Raw genomic sequence first — 21,973 nt, forward strand, 5'->3', positions numbered from 1 at the left:
CCTCATTCGGCCGGCAGGGAGGGCGCGTCGCCCCGGGTGGCTGGACGGCCGCGCCAGGCGGCGATCCGGTCGCCGAGCGCGCGGCTGACGACGTAGAAGGTGGGGGTGAAGACGAGGCCGAAGCCGGTTACGCCGAGCATGCCGAAGCACACCGCGGTACCCAGCGCCTGCCGCAGTTCGGCGCCTGCACCGGTCGCGATCACCAGCGGTACGGAGCCGAGGATGAAGGCGAAACTGGTCATCAGGATCGGGCGCAGGCGGGTGCGTGCGGCTTCGATCGCGGCATCGACGGGTGACAGGCCGTGATCGCGTTCCCCCTGCCGGGCGAATTCGACGATCAGGATCGCGTTCTTGGCCGACAGCGCGATCAGCACGATGAGGCCGATCTGCGTCAGGACGTTGTTGTCCATTCCCCTGAGGTTCACGCCGACCATCGCCGCCAGCAGACACATCGGCACGATCAGGATGATCGCGAGCGGCATGATCAGGCTCTCGTACTGCGCCGCCAGTACCAGGAAGACGAGCAGCACCGCGAGGGCGAAAATGTAGACCGCAGTGTTGCCGGTGGTCGCTTGCTGGTAGGCGATACCGGTCCATTCGGTGGCGTAGCCCTGCGGCAGGATTTCGGACGCGACCTTTTCCATCGTCGTCAGCGATTGGCCGGTGGAGCTTCCGGGCGCAGTATCGCCGTCGATGGCGACAGCGGGCTGCAGGTTGTAGCGCGACACGCGGTAGGGGCCGGTGGTGTCCTCGAACGTCGCCAGCGAGCCCAGCGGCACCATCGCCCCGGTGTCGGACCGGGCATAGAGACCGGCGATATCGGTCACGTCGTTGCGATAGGGCGCGTCAGCCTGCGCGGTGACGCGGTAGGTGCGGCCGAGCAGGTTGAAGTCGTTCACGAACGCGCTGCCGAGGTAGACCGACAGGGTGTCGAAGATGTCCGAAGGCGCAACCCCCAGCATCTGCGCCTTGTCGCGGTCGATGTCCGCTTTGACCCGCGGGGTGCCGGTGTCGAAGAAGGTATAGACCCCGGCGAGCCCCTCCTGCGTGTTGGCCTTGGCGATCACCGCATTGGCCACGTCCTGCATCTCGCGGTACCCCTTGCCAGAGGTGTTCTCCAGCATCATGCGGAAGCCGCCCGCCGAGCCGATCCCCTGGATCACCGGCGGTTTGACGATCATCAGCCGCGCTTCGTTGATATCGGCGGTCGCCTTCTGCGCTTTGGCGACGAGGGTATCGACGTCGAGGCCCCTGGCCTGACGACTCTCGAAGTCGTCGAGCACCCAGTAGGCCGCCGCCGAACTGGCCGATTGCGTCTGGGTGGTCCCGTCGAAGCCCGACAGCATGACCGTGCCCTTGATCCCGTCGAGCTTGAGGACGCGGTCGGCAACCTGCTTCATCACCGCGTCGGTGCGTGTGGTGGCGCTACCCGGCGGAAGCTGGATCACGCTGACGAAGTAACCCTGGTCCTGCTGCGGCACGAAACCGGTTGGGGTGGCGGACAGGGTCAGCCCGGTGAGGCCGATGAGAACGGCGTAGGTCATCATCATCCGCCTGGGCATCGCGACGAAGCGCGCGGTCCATCTGGCGTACCAGTCGGCGAACCGCTCGAACGCGGCATTGAATTTCGCGCCCGCGTTCTCGATCGCGTGACGCCAGCGCGGCGCGTCGGCGGGCAAGTCCTCGTGCGGCTTCAGCAGCATTGCCGACAGCGCGGGCGACAGCGTGAGCGACACGATCAGCGAGATCACCGTCGCGGCAGAGATCGTCACCGCGAACTGCTTGTAGAACTCGCCCGACAGGCCGTCCATGAACAGCGTGGGCACGAACACCGCGCACAGCACCAGCACGATGGCGACCAACGCCTCGCCTACCTCGTCCATCGATCGCCGCGCGGCTTCGAGCGGGGAGAAACCCGCCTCGAGGTTTCGCTCCACGTTCTCGACCACGACAATCGCGTCGTCGACCACGATACCGATGGCCAGCACCAGCCCGAACAGCGACAGGTTGTTGAGCGAATAACCCGCCATCGCCAGCACCGCGAACGTGCCGACCAGCGAGATCGGGATCGCCAGCACCGGGATGATGGATGCGCGCGCCTTCTGCAGGAAGACGATGATGACGAGCACGACCAGCACGATCGCCTCGAGCAGGGTATGCAGCACCGCGTCGATCGACTGCGCGATGAATTCGGTGGGGTTGTAGACGATGCGGTATTCGAGATCGTGCGGGAACGATGCGGCAAGGTCGTCCATCGTGGCTTTCACGCCCTCGGCAGCGGCGAGCGCGTTCGAGCCGGGCTTCTGGAACACCGGAAGGATCACGGAATCGTCGCCGTTGAGGTAGGCGCTCGTGGCGTAGTCCGCCGCGCCGATCTCGACCCGCGCGACGTCGTTCACCCGGACTTGCCGGCCCTGATCGTCGGTGCGGATCACGACCTGGCCGAACTGCGCCGGGTCGGTAAAGCGCCCTTGCGTCTCGACGTTGAGCTGGAAGGCGGCGTCGGGGCTCGGCTGCTGGCCCAGCGTGCCGGCCGCGACCTGCACGTTCTGCGAGCGCAGCGCGCGCACGATGTCGCTGCCGGTCAGGCCGAGCGCGGCGGCGCGGCCGGGGTCGATCCAGACGCGCATCGCGAGCTCGCGCTGGCCGAACAGCTGGACGTCGCCGACGCCGTCGAGCCGGGCAAGCCGATCCTTGATCCGGGTCTGCGCATAGTTCGAGATGTATTCGCGGTCGAGCGACCCGTCGGGCGAGACGAGATTGACCACCATGAGGAAGTCGGGCGTCGTCTTGCGCGTGACGATGCCGAGCCGCTGGACTTCCTCGGGCAGGCGTGCCTCGGCGATGGCGACGCGGTTCTGAACGAGCACCTGCGCCTCGTCGAGATCGGTGCCGGGCTTGAAGGTGACGGTGATCGTCATCCGCCCGTCGCCGGTCGATTCGCTCGACTGGTACAGCATGCCGTCGACGCCGTTGATCTCCTGCTCGATCGGGTTGGCGACGGTGTCGGCCACCGTTTCCGCCGAGGCGCCGGGATAGACCGCATTCACCGTGACCGTCGGCGGAACGATGTCGGGATACTGGCTGACCGGCAGGAAGAAGTAGGCGATCGCTCCCACCAGCGTGATCAGCACGGCGATCACGGCGGCGAAGATGGGGCGGTCGATGAAGAAACGGGACATGCGCATCGGGCGGACTCCGGGCGTCGTTCGGTGACGAGCCGCTGAAAAGTTTGAATTTTTAGTTGGCGAGCGTGGCGAATGCCGCGCGCGAGACCTGTTCGGCCTCCGGCTGTGCTGTCGGTGCGGTCGCCGAGGCTGCGGTGATCCGGCCCGGCTGGGCGCGGACCTTCTGGCCCGGCATCGCCATCTGCACGCCCTTGATCACGACACGGTCGGTGGGCTTCAGCCCCTTCTCGATCACCCGTAACCCGCCGACCTGCGGCCCGAGCACGACCGTCCGGGCGGCCACGATACCGTCGCTGCCGACGACGAGGACCTGCTTGCGGGTCTGGTCGGTCGTGATCGCGGTATCGGGCACGAGCAGCGCTGCGCGGGTGCCGCCGGTGGCGAGGCGCATCCGGCCGAACAGGCCCGGTGCCAGCACGCCGCCCTGGTTGGCGACCACTGCGCGGGCACGGATCGTGCCGGAGTTCGCGTCGAGGCCGTTGTCGGTGAAGTCGAGCTTGCCGCGCCAACGATAGTCGGGCTCGTCGGCAAGGCGGATTTCGACGTCGGTGCCCTTGAATAGGCCGTCGCGCTGCGCCTTGAGATAGAGCGCTTCCGATCCGGCGAACTCGAAATAGACGGGATCGACCGCGTTGATGGTGGTCAGCAGCGTGGCGCTTTCGCCCCCGCCGCCCGACACGAGGTTGCCGGCATCGATGCGGCGATCGGAAATCCGGCCGGATATCGGCGCGCGAACGGTGGTGAAACCGACGTCGATCGAACGGGCGGAGGTCGCCGCGCGGGCGGCCTGCAGGGCGGCCTGGTTGCTGCGCACCTCCGCCCGCAGCCTGTCGATCTCGGTCGCGGCGACAGCGTCTTCCGACACCAGTCGCTGCGCGCGGGCGAGGTTTGCCTGCGACAGAGACAGCGCGCTCGATGCCCGGGCGACGTCCGCCTGCGCCTGTGCCAGAGCGGCGCGGTAGGTGCGCCCGTCGATGGTGAACAACGGCGCCCCCGCGCGGACGTACTGGCCGTCGGTGAAGTGTACGCGGGAAATCTGTCCCGACACCTGCGGGCGAACCTCGACCGATTTCGTCGCCTTGAACCGGCCGACGAATTCGTCCCACTCGGTCACCTGCCTCTCGAGTGGGGTGGCGGCGGTCACGACAGGGACCGGCATCGCGGCGGGGGCGGGGGTGCCGCCGCGCAAGAGCCACCAAGAACCGATGGCAGCCACGGCGAGGACCAGCGCAATCAGCCAAATCCGGCGAGGCCGGCCTCTTTCGGCTGCCTGCGCCTCACCCGGTGAAAGAGGGATCGACCCGTCGATATGATCGTCGGTGTCCGCTTCCTCGATCCGGGCGGCTGCGGCCAGATCGTCGTAGCGGTCGAAAGGTGTGTCGAACATGAGAATGCCATCCCCGTGCCATGCAGGCGTGCGTCGTCGGTCCCGGAAGCGAGCCTCGCCGCGGCCGGGTGATTGCGTTCACGGTGTGGAAGAAAGGCGCGAGCACCCGCCACGCGAGACGGCATGAACCGGCTCGACCGCGATATGTACCGCTAAGTATGTAATCTGGCGTTCAGGTCAAGCGCTATTTATATACCGACCGATATTTTTTCGCAGTGCAGCGAAAAGCGCCTTATTTCGAAGGCCATGCGGCCAGCGCGGCATCGGCCACGCCCATGAGTTCGGCCCGCGTTGCGCCCGATTGCGCCTGGACCGAAATGCCCTGCATGATCGCGAGGAGGTACCGGGTTATGGCGTCGGCTTGCGTGGGGACGACGAATTCGCCGGCATCGATGGCTTGCTGCATCCGCTCGACGATCAGCGCCTTCGCCGCTTCGGCACGCTGGTTCACGTCGTCGCGGATCGAGGGCTCGACGCTCTGGCAGGCGACGGTCGAGATTACGCCCATGCACCCCCGGCATTCGCCGCCGGTCGCGGTATCGACAGCACCGTGCAGAAGGTACTGCGCCACGGCGCGCGCGGTCGGCTCGCGCATGGCCTCGCCGATATAGGCGGTCTTGTCGCGCTGGTAGAGGTCGAGAGCCTGGCGGAACAGCGCCTCCTTGTTGCCGAACGCGGCGTAGAGGCTGGGGCGGGTAATGCCCATCGCATCGGTCAGGTCGGACAGCGACGCGCCCTCGTAACCCTTCGTCCAGAATACCTGGAGGGCGGAAGCGAGCGCCTCGTCGGGACAGAACTCCCGCGGGCGACCCCGGGTTGCGAGCTTTTCCATACTGGACAGTATGGTAATTTTGCCGAGATGATGCAAGGCCGATCCGGCGTTACCGCCACACGGTCGTCGCGGTTCGTCGCGAGCCTTACGGTCGCCGCGTAATAAATTGTAACAGCCAGCTGTCCCAACCGGGTTGCCGCTTGCGCTTGATGGGGACTTTCCCGAAAGCCCGCCCGAACCATTGGATACGATCATGCCTACTTCCGTGCGACGCAGCGGCGCCGCCATTGCCCTGTTGCTGTTGCTCGCCGCCTGTTCCGGCGGCGAGGAAGAAGGGCGCCAGGAACGACCCACGACCGTCGGATTCGTCGTGGTGCAGCCGACCGACGTCGCCTTGCCGAGCACGCTGGCAGGACGCGTCGTTGCGCAGGAGACGAGCGAGGTCCGGCCGCAGATCACCGGGCTGGTGCGCCGGGTCCTGTTCCAGCCCGGTGGCTACGTGCGTGCCGGGCAGCCGCTGTTCCAGATCGATTCCTCGCTCTACCGCGCAGCCGCGGCTGAGGCGCGCGCTAACGTGGCCAGCGCGGAGGCGAATGCACGCGCGGCGAGCGCCAAGGCCGCCCGCTACAAGCCGCTTGCCGACATGGAAGCGGTCTCGAAGCAGGACTACGACGATGCCGCCGCCGCCGCCAACGCGGCCCGGGCAGCGGTCGCGCAGCAGCGCGCGAGCCTCGACACCGCGAACATCAACTTGCGCTTCACCACCGTGCCTGCGCCGATCTCGGGCCGGATCGGCCGGCCGCTGGTGACCGAAGGCGCGCTTGTGGGGACGACCCAGCCGGATCCGCTGGCGGTGATCCAGCGCACCGACAGTGTCTATGTCGACATGCAGCAATCGGCCGCCGATCTCACCGCGCTGCGCCAGAAGCTGGCGGGCAACGGCGCGTCGGCCGGCAGCACCACGGTTCGCCTCCGCCTCGACGACGGCAGCATGTACGGTTCGACCGGCACGATGCAGTTTTCCGAAGTCACCGTCAGCCAGGACACCGGCACCGTGACCCTGCGCGCCCGCTTCCCCAATCCGCAGGGCCTGCTGCTGCCCGGCATGTTCGTGACCGCGATCCTCGACCAGGCGGTGGAGAAGGGCGCCTATCTCGTCCCCCAGTCCGCTCTGCAGCGCGATTTCAACGGCAAGGGGTACGTCTTCCTGGTCGGCAAGGACGGCAAGGCCGTGCGCCGCGCCGTCGAGGCGGAGCGGACTTCGGGCACCAACTGGGTCGTGACGTCCGGCCTCCAGCCGGGTGCGAAGATCATTACGCAGGGCCTGAACCAGCTCAAATCCGGCGCCGCCATCAAGCCCGTGCCGGCCTCCGCGCCGCAGAAGTTACAGGCCCCGCCGCCCGGCGGCGAAGGCGCCGGTCCGAACGGCCGCGGGAGCTGATCCGCCGATGTCGCGGATATTCATCGATCGCCCGATCTTTGCCTGGGTCCTTGCCATTATCGTGATGCTGGGCGGGCTCGGCGCGCTGGTAACGCTGCCGATCGAACAGTATCCCGACATTGCGCCGACGAACGTCAACATCCGCGCCAGCTATCCCGGCGCGTCGGCCGAAACGGTCGAGAACAGCGTCACCCAGATCATCGAACAGCAGCTCAGCGGGCTCGACGGTCTGCTGTACTTCAGCTCGCAATCCTCGTCGCAAGGATCCGCCTCGATCACCGCGACCTTCGCCAAGGGGACCGACCCCGACATTGCGCAGGTCCAGGTGCAGAACAAGGTGCAGGCGGCGATCTCACGCCTGCCGCAGCCGGTGCAGACGCAAGGGGTGCGCGTCACGAAATCGAACCCCGACCAGTTGCTGACCGTCGTCGTCTGGGACGCGACCGATACGCGCACCAGCGACGACGTATCCGATTACCTCATCTCGTCGATCCAGGATCCGCTGTCGCGCGTCGACGGGGTGGGCGACGTCAACGTCTATGGCTCTTCGCGGGCGATGCGCATCTGGCTCAACCCCCATCGCCTTGCCGGGGTAGGGCTGATGCCGAGCGACGTGATCTCTGCCGTGCAGGCGCAGAACACCGAAGTCGCCGCGGGCCAGGTGGGCGGCCTTCCGGCGCCCGACGACCAGATGCTCAGCGCGTCGGTCACCGCGATGTCCAAGCTGCAGACGCCCGAGCAGTTCCGGGCCATCGTGCTCAAGACCGCCCCCGACGGTTCGACCGTCAGCCTAGGCGATGTCGCCCGTGTCGAATTCGGCGCGCAAGGATACGACACGCGGCGCCGGGTCAACGGCCATCCGGGCGCCGGCATCTCCATCTCGCTCTCGCCGGGCGCCGACGCGCTGGCGACGGCCGAAGCGGTGAAGCAGCAGGTGGACCAGCTGAAACCAACCTTGCCCGAAGGGCTCGTGGTCGGATACGCCAACGATTCCACGGCTTTCATCAAGCTGTCGGTGGAAGAAGTGCAGAAGGCGCTGCTGGAAGCGATCGTCCTCGTGATGATCGTGATGTTCGTCTTCCTCCAGAGCTGGCGCGCGACGCTGGTGCCGGCGATCGCGGTGCCGGTCGTGCTGCTCGGCACGTTCGCGGTGTTCTCCATCGCAGGCTTTTCCATCAACACGCTGACCCTGTTCGGCCTGGTGCTGTCGATCGGCCTTCTCGTCGACGATGCGATCGTGGTGGTCGAGAACGTCGAGAGGTTGATGGAAGAGAACCCGGGCATGACGCCGCGAGAGGCGACGATCCAGTCGATGGACGAGATCCAGGTCGCACTGATCGCCATCGCGCTGGTGCTGTCCGCGGTGTTCCTGCCGATGGCGTTCTTCGGCGGATCGACGGGCGTCATCTACAAGCAGTTCTCGATCACGATCGTCTCGGCGATGGTGCTGTCGGTCTTCGTGGCGCTGATCCTCAGCCCGGCGCTCACCGCCAATCTGCTGAAGCGCAAGGACGAGGAGCGGGCCTCGCCCGGCTGGCTGGCGCGCCGCTTCCCCCGCGCGCAGCATCTGTTCGAACGCGGCACCGACCGGTTCAACTCGGGCTTCGAGCGGATGTCGAACGGCTACCGCGACCGGGTGCGCCAGATCGTCGAGCGCAAGTGGCTGTTCCTCGGCATCTATGTCGCGCTCGTCGGTTTGCTGGCGGTTCTGTTCGTCCGCCTGCCGACCGGCTTCCTGCCCAACGAGGACCAGGGCGGCGTTTTCGTCCAGTACCAGCTGCCGCCGGGCGCGACGATCGTCCGCAGCCAGGAAGTCGCGGATTCGATCCAGAAATACTTTCTCGAAGAAGAGGGAGACAACATCAGCGTCCTGTTCGTCCTTGCGGGCGGCGGGCGCGGGGCGGGCGGCCAGAACCAGGGCCTCGCCTTCATGAAGCTCGTCGACTGGGACGAACGGCCGGGCGAGGAGAATACCGCACAGGCCATCGCCGACCGCGCCACCGCCGCGTTTCGCGGCCTGCGCGATGCGCGCGTGTTCGTGAACGTGCCGGGCGCCGTGCGCGGGCTGTCGTCGTCCAACGGGTTCTCGATGGAATTCCGCAACACCGGCAGCCTGCCGTCCGAGAAGTTCGAGGAATACCGTGACGCACTGCTGGAAGACGCAAACCAGGATCCCCGGCTTACCGGGGTTCGCCTCAGCGATTTGCCCGACCTTGCGACGCTGAAGGTCGACATCGATCCCCAGCGCCTGGCGGCCTATGGCCTCACGCAGGATGCCGTGAATTCGACGATCGCGACCGCCTGGGGCGGCCGGTACGTCAACGATTTCATCGACAAGGGGCGGGTGAAGCAGGTCTATGTCCAGGGCGATGCCGAATACCGCTCGCAGCCGAGCGACCTCGGCCAGTGGTTCGTGCGCGGCAGCAACGGCCAGATGACGCCGTTCACCGCCTTCGCGCAGCTCGACTGGTCGAGCGCCCCGCCGAGCACTTCGCGCTTCAACGGCGTGCCATCGGCCTCGTTCTCCGGCCAGGCGGCAACCGGGGTGAGTTCGGGCGATGCGATGAACGCGATCGCCGAACTGGCGGCGAAGTTCCCGGGCACCAGCGTCGCCTGGTCGGGATCGTCGTACGAGGAGCGCAACGCCTCGAGCCAGGCGCCCCTCCTCTATGCGCTGTCGCTGCTCGTCGTGTTCCTGTGCCTGGCGGCGCTGTACGAAAGCTGGTCGATCCCGGTGGCCGTGCTGCTGGTGATCCCCGTGGGCCTGCTCGGCGCGATCGCCGCGACGACGCTGCGGGGGCTGGAGAACGACGTCTACCTGCAAATCGGCCTGCTCACGACGATGGGCCTCGCCGCCAAGAACGCCATTCTGATGATCGAGTTCGCCGAACAGGCGGAGCGCAAGGGGGCGCGCGTCATCGACGCCGCGCTGGAGGCGGCGCGCATCCGCTTGCGGCCGATCCTGATGACGAGCTTCGCCTTCATCTTCGGGTGCCTGCCGCTCGCGATTTCGTCGGGGGCGGGCGCGAACAGCCGCATCGCCATCGGCACCGCGGTGATCGGCGGCATGCTGGCGGCGACCCTGCTCGCAATCTTCTACATCCCGCTTTTCTTCGTCCTGGTGCGCCGCGGCGTGCGCGACGGGATCGCGGCGGTGAAGGGCCGGATGAAGCGGGACGAAGAAACTCCCGCTGGCGAACCCGACGGGGCGCCCGCATGATCGCCCGGGTCCTGATATCCGGCACCGCCGCGCTGTCGCTCGCCGCGTGCTCTGTTGCGCCGCCGGTCGCCGGTCCGCCCCCGCCGCCGGTCCCCCTATCGTGGCCGGTCGGCGACGCGTATCTCGCGCAATCGGAAGCGGCGCTGCCGATCGTGTCCTATACCCAGGTCTTCACCGATCCGCGGCTCCAGCAGCTCGTCGCCACCGCGCTGATCGAGAACCGCGACCTGCGGGTGGCGGCGGCCAACCTCGCCGCCGCGCGGGCGCAGGTTCGCGTCACGCGCTCGGCACAGTTCCCGCAGGTGGGCGTGAATGGTTCGGTCGACGTCTCGCGCGGAAGCACGGCCGGTTCCGGCACGAATACCGGCAGCGGCAACGGCAGCGGCACCCGTACCTCCTATTCCGTGCAGGGCGGGGTTTCGAGCTACGAGCTCGACCTCTTCGGCCGCTACGCCAATGCGACCGAGGCCGACCGCGAACGGGCGCTCGCGACCGAGGCGTTCGCGCGGACCGTTCGGCTCGGCATCGTGGCCGACATCGCGTCCGCATGGGCGACGTATGCCGCCGACCGGGATCTTCTCGCCATCGCCGAACAGACCGCGGCCAATGCGCGCGAAAGCGTACGGCTGACGGACCTGCGCCTGAAGGGCGGTATCGCGCCGCGCACCGATCTGGCGCAGGCGCAGCAGGTTCTCGCCAGCGCCGAGATCGCGATCGGCGAACAGAAGACCGCGCTGGCGCAGGACCGCAATCTTCTGCGCCTGCTCGTCGGCACCGAGTTCGACGCGGCACTGCTGCCGAATTCCATCGAAGAAATCGGCCCGACGTTCGCAACGCTGCCCGCCGGGCTCGATTCGTCCGTCCTCCTGCGCCGGCCGGACGTGATCGAAGCCGAATACCGTCTTCGCGCGGCCGGTGCGGACATCGCGGTCGCGCGGGCGGCGCTGTTCCCGTCGCTGTCGCTTACCGGGCTTCTCGGCTTGGCCAGCACCGCACTGACCGACCTCTTCACCGGCGGCGCGTTCCGCCTGTCGGCCGGCGCGGGCGTCGGATACTCGATCTTCGACGCAGGCGGCCGCCGCGCGCGGGTCGAAGTGACCGAGGCGCAGCGCGACGCCGCGCTGTCTTCGTACGAGGGGACGATCCAGACGGCCTTTCGCGAAGTGTCGGACGCGCTGGCCGACCAGGGCACGCTGGGCGAGCGCGCGCGCGACGCGCGCGACAACGCCGCCGCCGCGACCACGAGCGTCCGGCTCAGCGATGCGCGCTACCGCAACGGGGTGGACAGCTTCCTCGACAGCCTGATCGCCCAGCGCAACGCCTTCGCCGCGCGCCAGCAGCTCGTCCGGATCGAACTCACGACCCTGCTCAACCGGATCGCGGTGTACCGGGCCCTGGGCGGCGACCAGCTCGGGGTCGATCCAGAGGCCCCGGCAGGCTGACTGAGGCTGCCGGTTATTCGCCCCGCGCCGTCGTCTCCGGCGGGAAAACGGCGGTGGTCATGCGCGTCTCGGTGTATCGTTGAACGGCGGCCAGCCTAGCTCTGCCGGGCCCGCATGGAAACGCCGTAGCCTAGCGCTCGTCAGCCCGCTCCGGCCAGTTCCAGACTTTCCTGCGCTTCCAGCCATTCCTGCTCGGCCGCTTCGAGTTCGCCGGCAAGCTGCGCGCGTTCGCGCAGCAGGTCCTCGGGCGGCCGGCCGGCGGCGGCAGGATCGGCGAGCGCGGCATCGAGCGCGGCCAGCTTGTCCTGCAGGCGGGTCATCGCCTTCTCGCTCGCCGTGACGGTGCTGCGGGCGAGGCGGATGGCCTCGCGGTCCTTCGCCGATCCGCGCCTGTCCTTCTTCGCCTTCGCGCCGCCCCCGCTCTTTCCGTCGCCGCGGGGCTGGTTCCGGCCGAGCACGAAATCGATGTAGTCCTCGATGCTGCCCGCGTATTCGCGGGCGGTACCGTCGTCGACGAGGACCAGGCGGTCGGCGGTCAGTTCCACCATGTGGCGGTCGTGGCTGATGAGAATGACCGCCCCATCGAAATCGTTGAGGGCCTGCACCAGCGCCTCGCGCGCGTCGACGTCGAGGTGGTTGGTCGGTTCGTCGAGGATCAGGAGATGCGGCGCGTCGCGGGTGATGAGCGCCAGCGCCAGCCGCGCCCGCTCCCCGCCCGACAGAGTGCCGATCTTCGCGGTCGCGCGATGCCCGGAAAAACCGAACCGGCCGAGCTGTGCGCGCACCGCGCCGGGCGAAGCGCCCTCCATCGCCCGGGTCATGTGGTCGAGCGGGGTGCCATCGGTCGACAGTTCCTCGACCTGGTACTGGGTGAAATAGCCCACCCGCATCCGGCCTGATGCCTGCATCGCGCCGTCCATCGGCGCGAGCTGCGCCGCGAGCAGGCGGGCGAGCGTGGTCTTGCCGTTGCCGTTGCGGCCCAGCAGCGCGATCCGGTCGTCGGGGTCGATCCGAAGGTTGAGGCGCTTCAGGATCGGCTCCTCGCCGTATCCCACGGCCGCCAGGTCGAGCGTGATGAGCGGCGGGCGCATCTCGTCGGGGCTGGGGAAGTCGAAGCTCAGGCTAGGATCCTCGATCAGCGCGGCGATCGGCTGCATCTTGGCCAGCATCTTGGCGCGCGACTGTGCCTGCTTGGCGGTGGAAGCGCGGGCGCTGTTGCGCGCGACGTAATCCTCCAAGCGGGCGCGCTGGGCGTCCTGCGCGGCCTTTGCGGCGGCAAGCTGCGCGGCCCGCTCGGCGCGCTGCTTCTCGAACGCGTCGTACCCGCCGGGATAGAGCGCCAGCTTGCCGTCCTGCAGGTGGAGGATCGCGGTAACGACATTGTTGAGCAGGTCGCGTTCGTGGCTGATGACGACCAGCGTGCCCTGATAGGCCTTGAGGAAGCTTTCCAGCCACAGCGTCGCCTCGAGGTCGAGGTGGTTCGACGGTTCGTCGAGCAGCAGGATATCGGGGTTGGACAGCAGCAGCGCGCCCAGCGCCACGCGCATCTTCCACCCGCCCGAGAACGTGTCCAGCGGCTGCGCCTGCATCTCCTCGTCGAAACCGAGACCGGTGAGGATGATCGCCGCGCGCGACGGGGCGGCATAGGCGTCGATGGCGAGCAGCCGGTCGTGGACGTCGCCCAGCCGGTCCATGTCGGTGCAGGTCTCGGCCTCTTCCAGCAGGCTGGCGCGTTCGGCGTCGCCGGCCAGCACCGCGTCGAACGGGGTGATCGATCCGCTCGGCGCTTCCTGTGCGATATAGCCCACCCGGGCCCGACGGGGCATCTCGATCCCGCCCTGGTCGGGCTCGATCTGGCCGATCAGCGCCTTCATCAGCGTGGACTTGCCCGCACCGTTGCGGCCGATCAGGCCGACCCGGCTGCCCGGCGGGATCGTGGCGGAGGCATCCTGCAGGATGGCGCGGCCGCCCAGCCGCACGGTGAGGTTGTCGATGGAGATCATGGCGGCGCGGCCCCTACAGGGCCCGCCGCGCATGGGCCAGCCTTCAGTACAGCTTGACCTCGATCAGCCGCGGTCCCGCCTCGCCGTTCGCATTGAGCAGCGCCTTCGCCAGCCCTTCGGCGGTATCGACCTGGACGCCGGGCACGCCCATCGACCTGCCCATCGCCAGCCAGTCGATCGTCGGCCGGTCGATGTCGATCAGGTTCAGCGCTTCGGCCGACGGGCGGTCGCCCGCGCCCATGTTCGAATATTCGGCCTTGAGGATGTTGTAGGTGTTGTTGGCGAAGACCACGGTGGTCACCGGCAGTTGCTCGCGCGCCTGCGTCCACAGCGCCTGGATCGTGTACATCGCGCTGCCGTCGCCGACGAGGCAGATGGTCCGCCGGTCGGGGCACGCGATCGCCGCGCCGGTCGCGACGGGCGGGGAATAGCCGATCGAACCGCCGAGGTTGTTGATCATGTCGTGCGGCGCCGCGCCGAGCGTATAGCTCATCGATTCGCGACCGCTCGTCAGGCTCTCGTCGACGACGATGGCGTTCTCGGGGATGCCGGCGCACAGCGCGTGGGCAATCGATACGGGATCGAGCTTGCCCTGCGGTGCCGGAGTATCGGCAGGCGGCTGGTGGGCGGTCTGCGCGCTGCCGAGGCCGAGCGCGTCGACCAGCATCTCGAGTGCGAGCGTGCTGTCCTCGTCGGCTTCCGAAAGGGTGTGTACCTGCGTGCCCGGTTCCTTCAGCAGGCTCGGCTGGCCGGGGTAGCTGAAGAACGCCACCGGCTCCTTCGTTTCCAGGGTGACGATGTGCTTCGTACCCTTGAGAAAGGCGAGCGCGGGGGCGACCGAATAGGGGATCCGCTCCAGCGGTACGCGGCCCGCACCGCGTTCGATGCGGTTGGTGAAGAACTGGCTGGCGAGGCGGCAGCCGGTACCCGCCGCGACCTTGCCCGCGAGTTCGAGCGGCGCGGTGCGGCAGGCCTTGTTGGCGAGGATCAGCATCGTCGGCTCGCCGCTGCGTAGCACCTTGGCGACTTCCTCGATCCGGGCCGGGTCGGGCGCCTTGCGCGCCGGCGGGGCGGGCGAGGGCAGGGCGGGCTCGCCCGCGCCCTGCCACGCGGTGTCGCCCGGCAGGATCAGCGTTGCGATGCGCCCGGGGTGCGCGCCGGCTTCGGCGATGGCGGCGGCGGTGTCCCAGGCGATGGTCGCCGCGCTGCCGCCGCGGCGGACCCAGTGCGACAGCGGGCGCGCCAGCCCTTCGATGTCGCTCGTGAGCGGCGCATCGTATTTCAGGTGCTTGGTCGCGTGTTCGCCGACGACGTTGACCATGCCGGACGAGGCGCGGCGCGCGTTGTGGATGTTGGCAAGCCCGTTCGACAGCCCGGGTCCGAGGTGGAGCAGCGTGGCGGCGGGCTTGTCGGCCATGCGGTAGTACCCGTCGGCCGCGCCCGTGCACACGCCCTCGAACAGGCACAGCACCCCGCGCATCCGGGGATCGCCCAGCGCGGCGAGGAAGTGCATTTCGGACGTGCCGGGGTTGGCGAAGCAGGTGTCCACCCCGCGGGTGACCAGAGTGTCGACCAGGCTTTGCGCGCCGTTCATCGGAATTCCTTCGGTAGCGTGTGCGCCCGCGGGCGGGATCAGGCGGGGCGCGTATCCATCCGCCGGGCGAACGCGACCGCCAGCGCGATCAGCGGCGGGACCAGCACGATCGACAGGACGACCTTGGCGAGCATCTGGCCGAGCAGGAGGTCGCGGATCGGAAACTCGCCGTAAAAGGCGAGGCTGATGAAGATCAGCGTGTCGACGACCTGGCTCAACGCCGAAGCGATGGCGCCGCGCACGAGCATGAAGAAGCCGCCCGATTCGCCCCCTTTTCCGCGCAGGGCCTGGAAGATCCAGACGTTGAGCAGCAGCGAGACGCCATAGGCGACCGGTCCCGCCGCCATGATGCGCGGGGTGGAGCCGAGCAAAAGGCTGAAGGCGGCCTGCCGGTCGGCCGGCATGTCGACCGAGGCGGGCAACGCGAGGACGATCGGGATGAGCACAATTGAAAACGCGAGCGGCACGAAGCCCCACAGCACCAGCCGGTCGGCGGTCTTGCGGCCGTAGAGCTGTGCGACCGAGCTCGACAGCACGACGAGCATCAGGAACGCGAAGATGCCCGCCTCGACCGCCAGCGGGCCCAGCGCCACCTGCTTGTTGCCGAGGATGCCCGCAAGAACGGTCATGCCGCCGTACAGCAGCGTGAAAACGAACAGCGCACGCGGGAAGACGGGCGCGGCGGGCTCTGCGCCCAAGAGGGGCGCGTGGGGGGCTTCGGTCATCGCCCGGCGATCTGGCACCGCGCGCGGCAAAAGGGAAGCGGGCGCGAATCCGGTTTCCTCCAAAACCGCTTTGGGCTAGCGACGCGGGTCATGCCGCCAGTCGTCGCCAGTCTCGTCGGGATCGTCGCGATCCTCGCCATCGCCTTCGCGCTGTCGAGCGGCAAGCGCCGCATCCGGCTGAGGATCGCCGCATCCGCCTTCGCGCTGCAGGCGCTCATCGCCTTCATCGTCCTGCGCACCCCGTGGGGCGTCGCGGGCATCCAGGGCATGGCGAACGGTGTCGCCGCGCTGCTGAGCTACGCCAACGAAGGCACCGCCTTCCTGTTCGGGCGCGAGAATCCGCTGGCCAATACATTCGCGCTCGGCGCGCTGCCGGTGATCGTCTTCTTCGCCGCGCTGGTGTCGATTCTCTACTACCTGCGGATCATGCAGCGGGTCGTGCGCTGGGTCGGCGGGGCGATCGGCTGGGTGACGGGCGTCAGCCGGGTCGAGGCGCTGGGCGCGGCGGCCAACATCTTCGTCGGCCAGTCGGAAAGCCCGCTGGTCGTGCGGCCCTACCTCGCCAACCTGTCGCCGAGCCGATTGTTCACCCTGATGGTCGTCGGCATGGCGGGCGTCGCAGGCACGATCCTGGCCGCTTACGCGGGCCTTCTGGGCGAACGCTACCTGCCGTTCCTCCTCGCCGCCGCGTTCATGAGCGCGCCGGGCGGCATCCTGATGGCCAAGATCATCATGCCAGACACCGACGATGCATCGCCCGCTGCCGAAGGCGAGATCGTGCTGCCCGAAACGCGCATCAGCGCCGAAGGGCCCGCCGCTCTGGTCGAGCGGGGCAAGGCGCACGAGGTCGAGATGGCCGACAGCTTCGAGGACGGGACCAAGCCCGCCAACGTGATCGAGGCCGCCGCGCAAGGCGCGCAGACCGGCGTCAAGCTGGCGGTCGCGGTCGGCGCGATGGTGCTGGCCTTCGTCGCGCTGGTGGCGCTGGCGAACGGAATCCTCGGCTGGTTCGGCGGATTGTTCGGGTACGAGAACTGGAGCTTCCAGGCCGCGCTCGGAGCGCTGTTCGCTCCGGTCATGTTCCTTATCGGCGTGCCGTGGGACCAGGCGCCCATCGCCGGCGGTCTTTTCGGCACCAAGGTCGTGCTCAACGAATTCGTCGCCTTCATCGATCTCGGCCAGATCGGCGCCGGCGTGCTGACCGACCGCAGCCGCGCGATCGTGACCTTCGCCCTGTGCGGTTTCGCCAACTTCTCGTCAATCGCGATCCAGATGGCGGTGACCGGCGGTCTTGCGCCCAACCAGCGCCCGGTAATCGCCAAACTGGGCTTGAAGGCGCTCGCCGCCGGCAGTCTCGCCAACCTCATGTCGGCCGCGCTGGCCGGTCTGTTCCTCCCTTACTGAGCTCTCACCGATGTCCGAAATCGCCTCCGTATCGATCGCCCGCCCGCTGGAGGAAGTCGCCGATGAACTCGGCCGCAGCTTCCGCGAATACGGCTTCGCGGTCATCCGCGACCACGGCATCCCGCAGGACCTCATCGCGCGGGCCGAAGCGCTGTCGAAGGAATTCTTCGCGCTGCCCGATGAGGTCAAGAAGGGCTACAAGATCGAAGGCGGCGGCGGTGCGCGCGGGTACACCCCGTTCGGCGTCGAGCGGGCGAAGGACGCCGAAGTTCACGACCTCAAGGAATTCTGGCACGTCGGGCGCGAGCTGCCCGCCGGGCATCCGCTGAGCGAGTACATGGCCGACAACGTCTGGCCGGACGAGGTCGAGGGTTTCCGCGAGACGTTCTCCGAACTCTACGCTGCATTCGAGACGGCCGGCGGCCGCGTGCTGGAAGCGATCGCGCTCCATCTGGGCCTGCCGCAGGACTGGTTCGCCGCCACGGTCGAGGACGGCAACTCGGTCATGCGCCTGCTGCATTACCCGCCGCTCGACGGGCCGCGGGCCGAAGGCGCGATCCGCGCCGCCGCGCACGGCGACATCAACACCATCACCTTGCTGCTGGGGGCCGAGGAAGCGGGCCTCGAGCTCCTCACCGCCGACGGCGAGTGGAAGGCGGTCGACACCCCTGACGGCGCGCTGGTGGTCAACATCGGCGACATGCTCGACCGGCTGACGAACAGCCGGTTGAAATCGACCCAGCACCGGGTCGTTAATCCGCGCGGGGAGGCGGCCTATCGCAGCCGGTATTCCATGCCGTTCTTCCTGCACTTCCGGCCCGACTTCGACATCGTCACGCTCGACAGCTGCATCGATCCCGATCGGCCCGACGATCACCCCTCCCCGATCAGCAGCCACGAGTTCCTTCAGCAGCGCCTTCGCGAGATCAATCTGGCCTGAAGCTCGCCGCTCGGCTCCCACACACGTTGCGAAAATGTCGCATCGCCGGCAAATTCGCCGCGGCCGGGAACCTATCGGGTAATCGGACGGCAGGACGTTTGCGTACAAGCGTAAGGAAAATGCAGCGGAAACTGCGTTTCTGCACGATTTGAACTCCCGCTTTCGCGCGCGGAAACTGTCACTTCACCGACACAAAAAGGGCGCTAAGGGGGTGGCGCCGCGAGAGAGGCGATTCTCGCCCGGGTGCGGCGCACCGATTTCACAGCTGGTCTTGGGACTCATCCTGCCATCTTCCGGCAGCTTTTTTCGGACAGGGATCTATCCGCACATGAAAATCGCTCTTCTCCGCTCCAGCGCGCTGATCGCCCTCGCGATCCCTGGCGCGGCTTTCGCCCAGTCGACCGGTTCGGTCGATTTCGAGGACGATGCGATCGTCGTCACCGGCACCCGCGCGACCGACGTCGCCGGCGTCGAAATTCCCGACACGCCCAAGGCCAAGCAGGTCCTCGGTGAGGAGATCATCCGTCGCCAGCGCCCCGGCCAGACGGTCAACGACATCGTCAACCTGGTTCCTGGCGTCAGCTTCCAGAACAACGATCCCTGGGGTTCGGGGGGTGGTAATTTCACCATCCGCGGCTTCTCGTCGGACCGCATCTCCCAGACCGTCGACGGCATTCCGCTGAACGATTCGGGCAACTACGCCCTTTACACCAACCAGCAGCAGGACCCCGAGACGCTGGGTTCGGTGAACGTCAACCTCGGCTCGACCGACGTCGACAGCCCGACTGCTTCGGCCGTCGGCGGCACGATCAACATCCGCACGAAGGAGCCGGAAGACACCTTCAAGATCACGAGCTCGATCACCTATGGTGACGTGTTCGGCGAAGGCCGCAAGTACAGCCGTCCCTACATGCGCGGCTTCGCCATGGTCGACACCGGCGATCTCACCGGCTTCGGCACCAAGGCGTTCGTTTCGGCCAGCTACACGCGCTACGACAACCCGTTCAACAACTACGGCGTCAACGAGAAGCAGCAGTATAACGCCCGCATTTGGCAGGACGTCGGCGTAAACGGCGACTTCATCGCCGTGGCCGGTCACTACAACGAGAACCGCAACAACTTCTTCGGCAGCCAGCCGCTGAACAACGATCCGACGCGCACCGCCGGACCGAGCAGCAGCCAGCGCTTCCCGCTGACCAAGGAAGAGCGTTTCTACGACATCAACTTCCCCTGCACGACGACGACGCCGCGCGCCGGCGTGGCCGATGCGGCCAACTCGTGCGGCACCGAATTCGATCGCCGCTACAATCCGTCGAACACCGGCAACATCCGCGGCGCTTCGAAATTCACCATCATGGACGGTCTCGTCCTGACGATCGATCCGAGCTTCCAGTACGTGAAGGCCAACGGCGGCGGCACCTCGACGGCGCGTGAATACGGATACGACGTGATCAGCGCCGGCGGCCGTGCCAACTGCGCGACCAACCCGGCCACCACCGGCCAGATCAACTGCCAGGTCGGCTACTTCGGCGGTTCGCCCTATGCCGGTGTGGATCTCAACGGCGACGGCGACCGTCTCGACACCGTCACGGTCACCACCCCGAGCCAGACCCGTACGCGCCGCTATGTCGTCATCGGCAACCTCGCGTACGAGTTTACGCCCGACCAGTCGGTCCGCCTGAGCTACACGCACGATCGCGCCAACCACCGCCAGACGGGCGAGGCCGGTTTCCTGAAGCCCAACGGCGAGCCGTTCGACGTCTTCCCGGTCAACGACCCGATCGTGGACGCCAACGGGAACGTCCTGCAGAAGCGCGACCGCCAGTCGTACGCGACCCTCGACCAGGTTTCGGGCGAGTATCGCGGCCGCTTCGGCAACTTCCTGGCCGTGCTCGGCCTGCGTGCGCCGTTCTTCAAGCGCGACCTGACGCAGAACTGCTTCAGCACCTCGGGCAACGCCAACCAGGGCTTCGTCGACTGCGCCTACGGCCCGGCGGCGGCGGCCTACCAGGCGGCCAACCCGTACAGCTACAACACGACCGCCAACCGCCCCTCGGGCGCGGCGCTTCCGCAGCAGCGCATCTACAAGTACGACGACATCCTGCCGAACGTCGGTTTCGTCTACGACTTGGGTGCGCCGTCGATCGCGTTCAACTACGCCAAGGGCCTGTCGGTCCCCGGCACCGATCCGCTGTACAACTCGATCTACTTCCCGGCGACCGCGCCGGGCGTGCAGCCCGAGCCTGAGACGACGGACAGCTTCGATCTGTCGTTCCGTTACAAGACCGGCAATGTCCAGGCGCAGGTCGCCGGCTGGTACACCAAGTACAAGAACCGCCTGAAGAACGCGTACGATCCGATCCTTGACCAGATCATCACGCGCAACATCGGCGCGGTCGACAAGTACGGCGTGGACGGCTCGGTGTCCTACCAGCCCACCCGCAACACGCTGCTTTACGTGTTCGGTTCGTGGCAGACGTCGGACATCAAGAACGACCAGACGGGCGGCGTCTGCTCGGCGACCCAGGCGGGCAACGGCCAGTACGGCTGCACCGCGGCGGGCCAGTCGTTCGTCGTCCAGACGGCCGGCAAGCAGGAAGCGGGTAGCCCGAAGGTCACCTTCGGCGGCCGCGGCCAAGTCGAACTCGGTGATCTCAGCATCGGTGCGCAGGTGAAGTACACCGGCAAGCGTTACGTCAACGACGAGAACCTGCCGATCTTCAGCCTTGTCAGCGGCGCATATCGTCAGACGTACACCGCGCAGACGAAGGCCTACACCACGGTCGACTTCGACATCCGCTACAAGATCGCGGAATCGCCGCTGGGCGGCGACGTCGCGGTCCAGCTCAACGTGACGAACCTGTTCGACACGCTGGCGCCGGGCGGCTTCGGCGGTTCGGGCGATCGCTACACGACCCCGTTCGTGCAGATCCTCCCGCCGCGCGCGGCGAGCATCTCGCTGATGTTCGGCTACTAAGGCTTAACCCTCGCGCCGCTACCCGGCGCGGGTCACGAGCAAGCGGCGGCGGCGTTCCTTTGCTGGGGCGCCGCCGCTTCGCGTTCGGGGGGCTGGAACGCGGAGCCGGTCCGGGTCATTGTTGCTGGCGAAGATGGCTGCCGAAACGTCCTTCGCCAACGCCTCGCGGCGCCCGCGGCCGCTCACGCTCGTCGCGATCGTGCTGCTGCACCTGGCAGCGATATACGGCCTTGCCCGCGCGTTCGCCCCGGACGCGGTCGCCTCGGTCGAGGACAGCGTGCTGTCGACGATCACCGTCACGGTCGAGACGAAGCAGTTCGAACCGCCGCCTCCGCCGGAGCCCGAGCCCGAACCCGATGCGGGCGAACAGGGCAACGAGGGCAGGAAGGCCGTGCCGCGCGAAGTCGTCGCGCCCGAACCGCGCATCGTCGTCAAGCCGGCGCCGCCCGCGCCCAAGGCCAGCTCCACCGGCGCCGCCGACACCTCCGGCGCGCGGGACCAAGGCACAGGCACCGGAGCCGGTGGGACAGGGACCGGCACGGGAAGTGGCAACGGCGGCAGCGGGCAGGGCGGAGGCGTCGCGACGAAGCCCGAATGGATCGGCGGCAGGATCAACAACGCGCGCGATTACCCGATCCCGCCCGGCGGCAGGCAGGCACGCGTCGGGACCGAAGTCGTCGTCAAGGTGACCGTCGGTACCGACGGCCGCGCATCGGATTGCAGCGTCTTCCGCCCGAGCCCCGATGCGGAAGCCGACGCGATCACCTGCCGCCTTGTGGTTCAGCGCCTGCGGTTCCGACCCGCGACCGACGCTGCGGGCAACCCCGTCGCGGCGCCGTTCTACTGGCGACAACGCTGGTTCTGACCCCCCCCCGGGGCG

The 21,973-nt window shown here is 67.8% G+C and carries 13 protein-coding genes; 7 read left to right on the top strand and 6 right to left on the bottom strand.

The genetic code is table 11. The features are described 5' to 3' along the window. Positions 1-2 precede the first annotated feature (2 nt). The 3 genes from D4766_RS09580 to D4766_RS09590 form a co-directional block, all read right to left on the bottom strand. A complete protein-coding gene (locus D4766_RS09580) occupies positions 3-3,188 on the bottom strand; it encodes an efflux RND transporter permease subunit (protein ID WP_120717260.1) in 3,186 nt (1,061 codons plus the stop codon). 52 nt (positions 3,189-3,240) lie between these two features. Then, positions 3,241-4,575, bottom strand: coding sequence for an efflux RND transporter periplasmic adaptor subunit (locus tag D4766_RS09585; protein ID WP_120717261.1), 1,335 nt, complete (start codon positions 4,573-4,575; stop codon positions 3,241-3,243). A gap of 232 nt (positions 4,576-4,807) precedes the next feature. Then, positions 4,808-5,407 carry a TetR/AcrR family transcriptional regulator gene (locus tag D4766_RS09590; RefSeq protein ID WP_120717262.1) on the bottom strand — a complete coding sequence of 200 codons (600 nt, stop codon included), beginning with the start codon at positions 5,405-5,407 and terminating at the stop codon, positions 4,808-4,810. 193 nt (positions 5,408-5,600) lie between these two features. On the opposite strand from D4766_RS09590, the gene D4766_RS09595 reads away from it, so the two are divergent. Genes D4766_RS09595 through D4766_RS09605 form a run of 3 tightly spaced genes read left to right on the top strand, consistent with a single transcriptional unit; the run spans position 5,601 to position 11,450 of the window. Beyond that, the gene (locus D4766_RS09595; protein ID WP_120718157.1) at positions 5,601-6,788 is read left to right on the top strand and encodes an efflux RND transporter periplasmic adaptor subunit; all 1,188 of its coding nucleotides are present in this window, start codon (positions 5,601-5,603) and stop codon (positions 6,786-6,788) included. A 7-nt stretch (positions 6,789-6,795) separates the two neighbouring features. Next, positions 6,796-10,008: a multidrug efflux RND transporter permease subunit gene (locus D4766_RS09600; RefSeq protein WP_120717263.1), complete on the top strand. Its 3,213-nt coding sequence runs from the start codon at positions 6,796-6,798 to the stop codon at positions 10,006-10,008. Then, complete coding sequence (locus D4766_RS09605; protein WP_120717264.1) at positions 10,005-11,450, top strand: efflux transporter outer membrane subunit; 1,446 nt, start codon at positions 10,005-10,007, stop codon at positions 11,448-11,450. The genes D4766_RS09600 and D4766_RS09605 overlap by 4 nt, the downstream gene beginning before the upstream one ends. A 140-nt stretch (positions 11,451-11,590) precedes the next feature. Here the strand turns inward: D4766_RS09605 and D4766_RS09610 are convergent, their stop codons facing one another. From D4766_RS09610 to D4766_RS09620, 3 genes are read right to left on the bottom strand one after another with little or no spacing between them, the layout of a single operon-like run. Then, complete coding sequence (locus tag D4766_RS09610) at positions 11,591-13,453, bottom strand: ABC-F family ATP-binding cassette domain-containing protein (RefSeq protein WP_120717265.1); 1,863 nt, start codon at positions 13,451-13,453, stop codon at positions 11,591-11,593. 43 nt (positions 13,454-13,496) lie between these two features. Continuing rightward, entirely contained in the window at positions 13,497-15,047 is a 1,551-nt protein-coding gene (locus D4766_RS09615) for an acetolactate synthase large subunit (protein WP_120717266.1), read from the bottom strand. A gap of 38 nt (positions 15,048-15,085) precedes the next feature. Further along, positions 15,086-15,772 (bottom strand): queuosine precursor transporter, encoded by a 687-nt coding sequence (locus tag D4766_RS09620; protein ID WP_120717267.1) that lies wholly within the window; start codon positions 15,770-15,772, stop codon positions 15,086-15,088. A gap of 90 nt (positions 15,773-15,862) precedes the next feature. Between D4766_RS09620 and D4766_RS09625 the strand changes: the two genes are divergently transcribed. The 4 genes from D4766_RS09625 to D4766_RS09640 all read left to right on the top strand — a co-directional run bounded on the left by D4766_RS09625 (position 15,863) and on the right by D4766_RS09640 (position 21,958). Next, entirely contained in the window at positions 15,863-17,176 is a 1,314-nt protein-coding gene (locus D4766_RS09625) for a NupC/NupG family nucleoside CNT transporter (RefSeq protein ID WP_120717268.1), read from the top strand. A 10-nt stretch (positions 17,177-17,186) separates the two neighbouring features. After that, entirely contained in the window at positions 17,187-18,116 is a 930-nt protein-coding gene (locus tag D4766_RS09630) for an isopenicillin N synthase family dioxygenase (RefSeq protein WP_120717269.1), read from the top strand. 328 nt (positions 18,117-18,444) lie between these two features. After that, positions 18,445-21,093: a TonB-dependent receptor gene (locus D4766_RS09635; RefSeq protein ID WP_120717270.1), complete on the top strand. Its 2,649-nt coding sequence runs from the start codon at positions 18,445-18,447 to the stop codon at positions 21,091-21,093. Positions 21,094-21,226: 133 nt separating this feature from the next. Next, positions 21,227-21,958 (top strand): energy transducer TonB, encoded by a 732-nt coding sequence (locus D4766_RS09640; protein WP_120717271.1) that lies wholly within the window; start codon positions 21,227-21,229, stop codon positions 21,956-21,958. Positions 21,959-21,973: the final 15 nt, after the last annotated feature.

Source organism: Tsuneonella amylolytica (assembly GCF_003626915.1).
In the GTDB taxonomy this organism is placed as follows: Bacteria; Pseudomonadota; Alphaproteobacteria; order Sphingomonadales; family Sphingomonadaceae; genus Tsuneonella; species Tsuneonella amylolytica.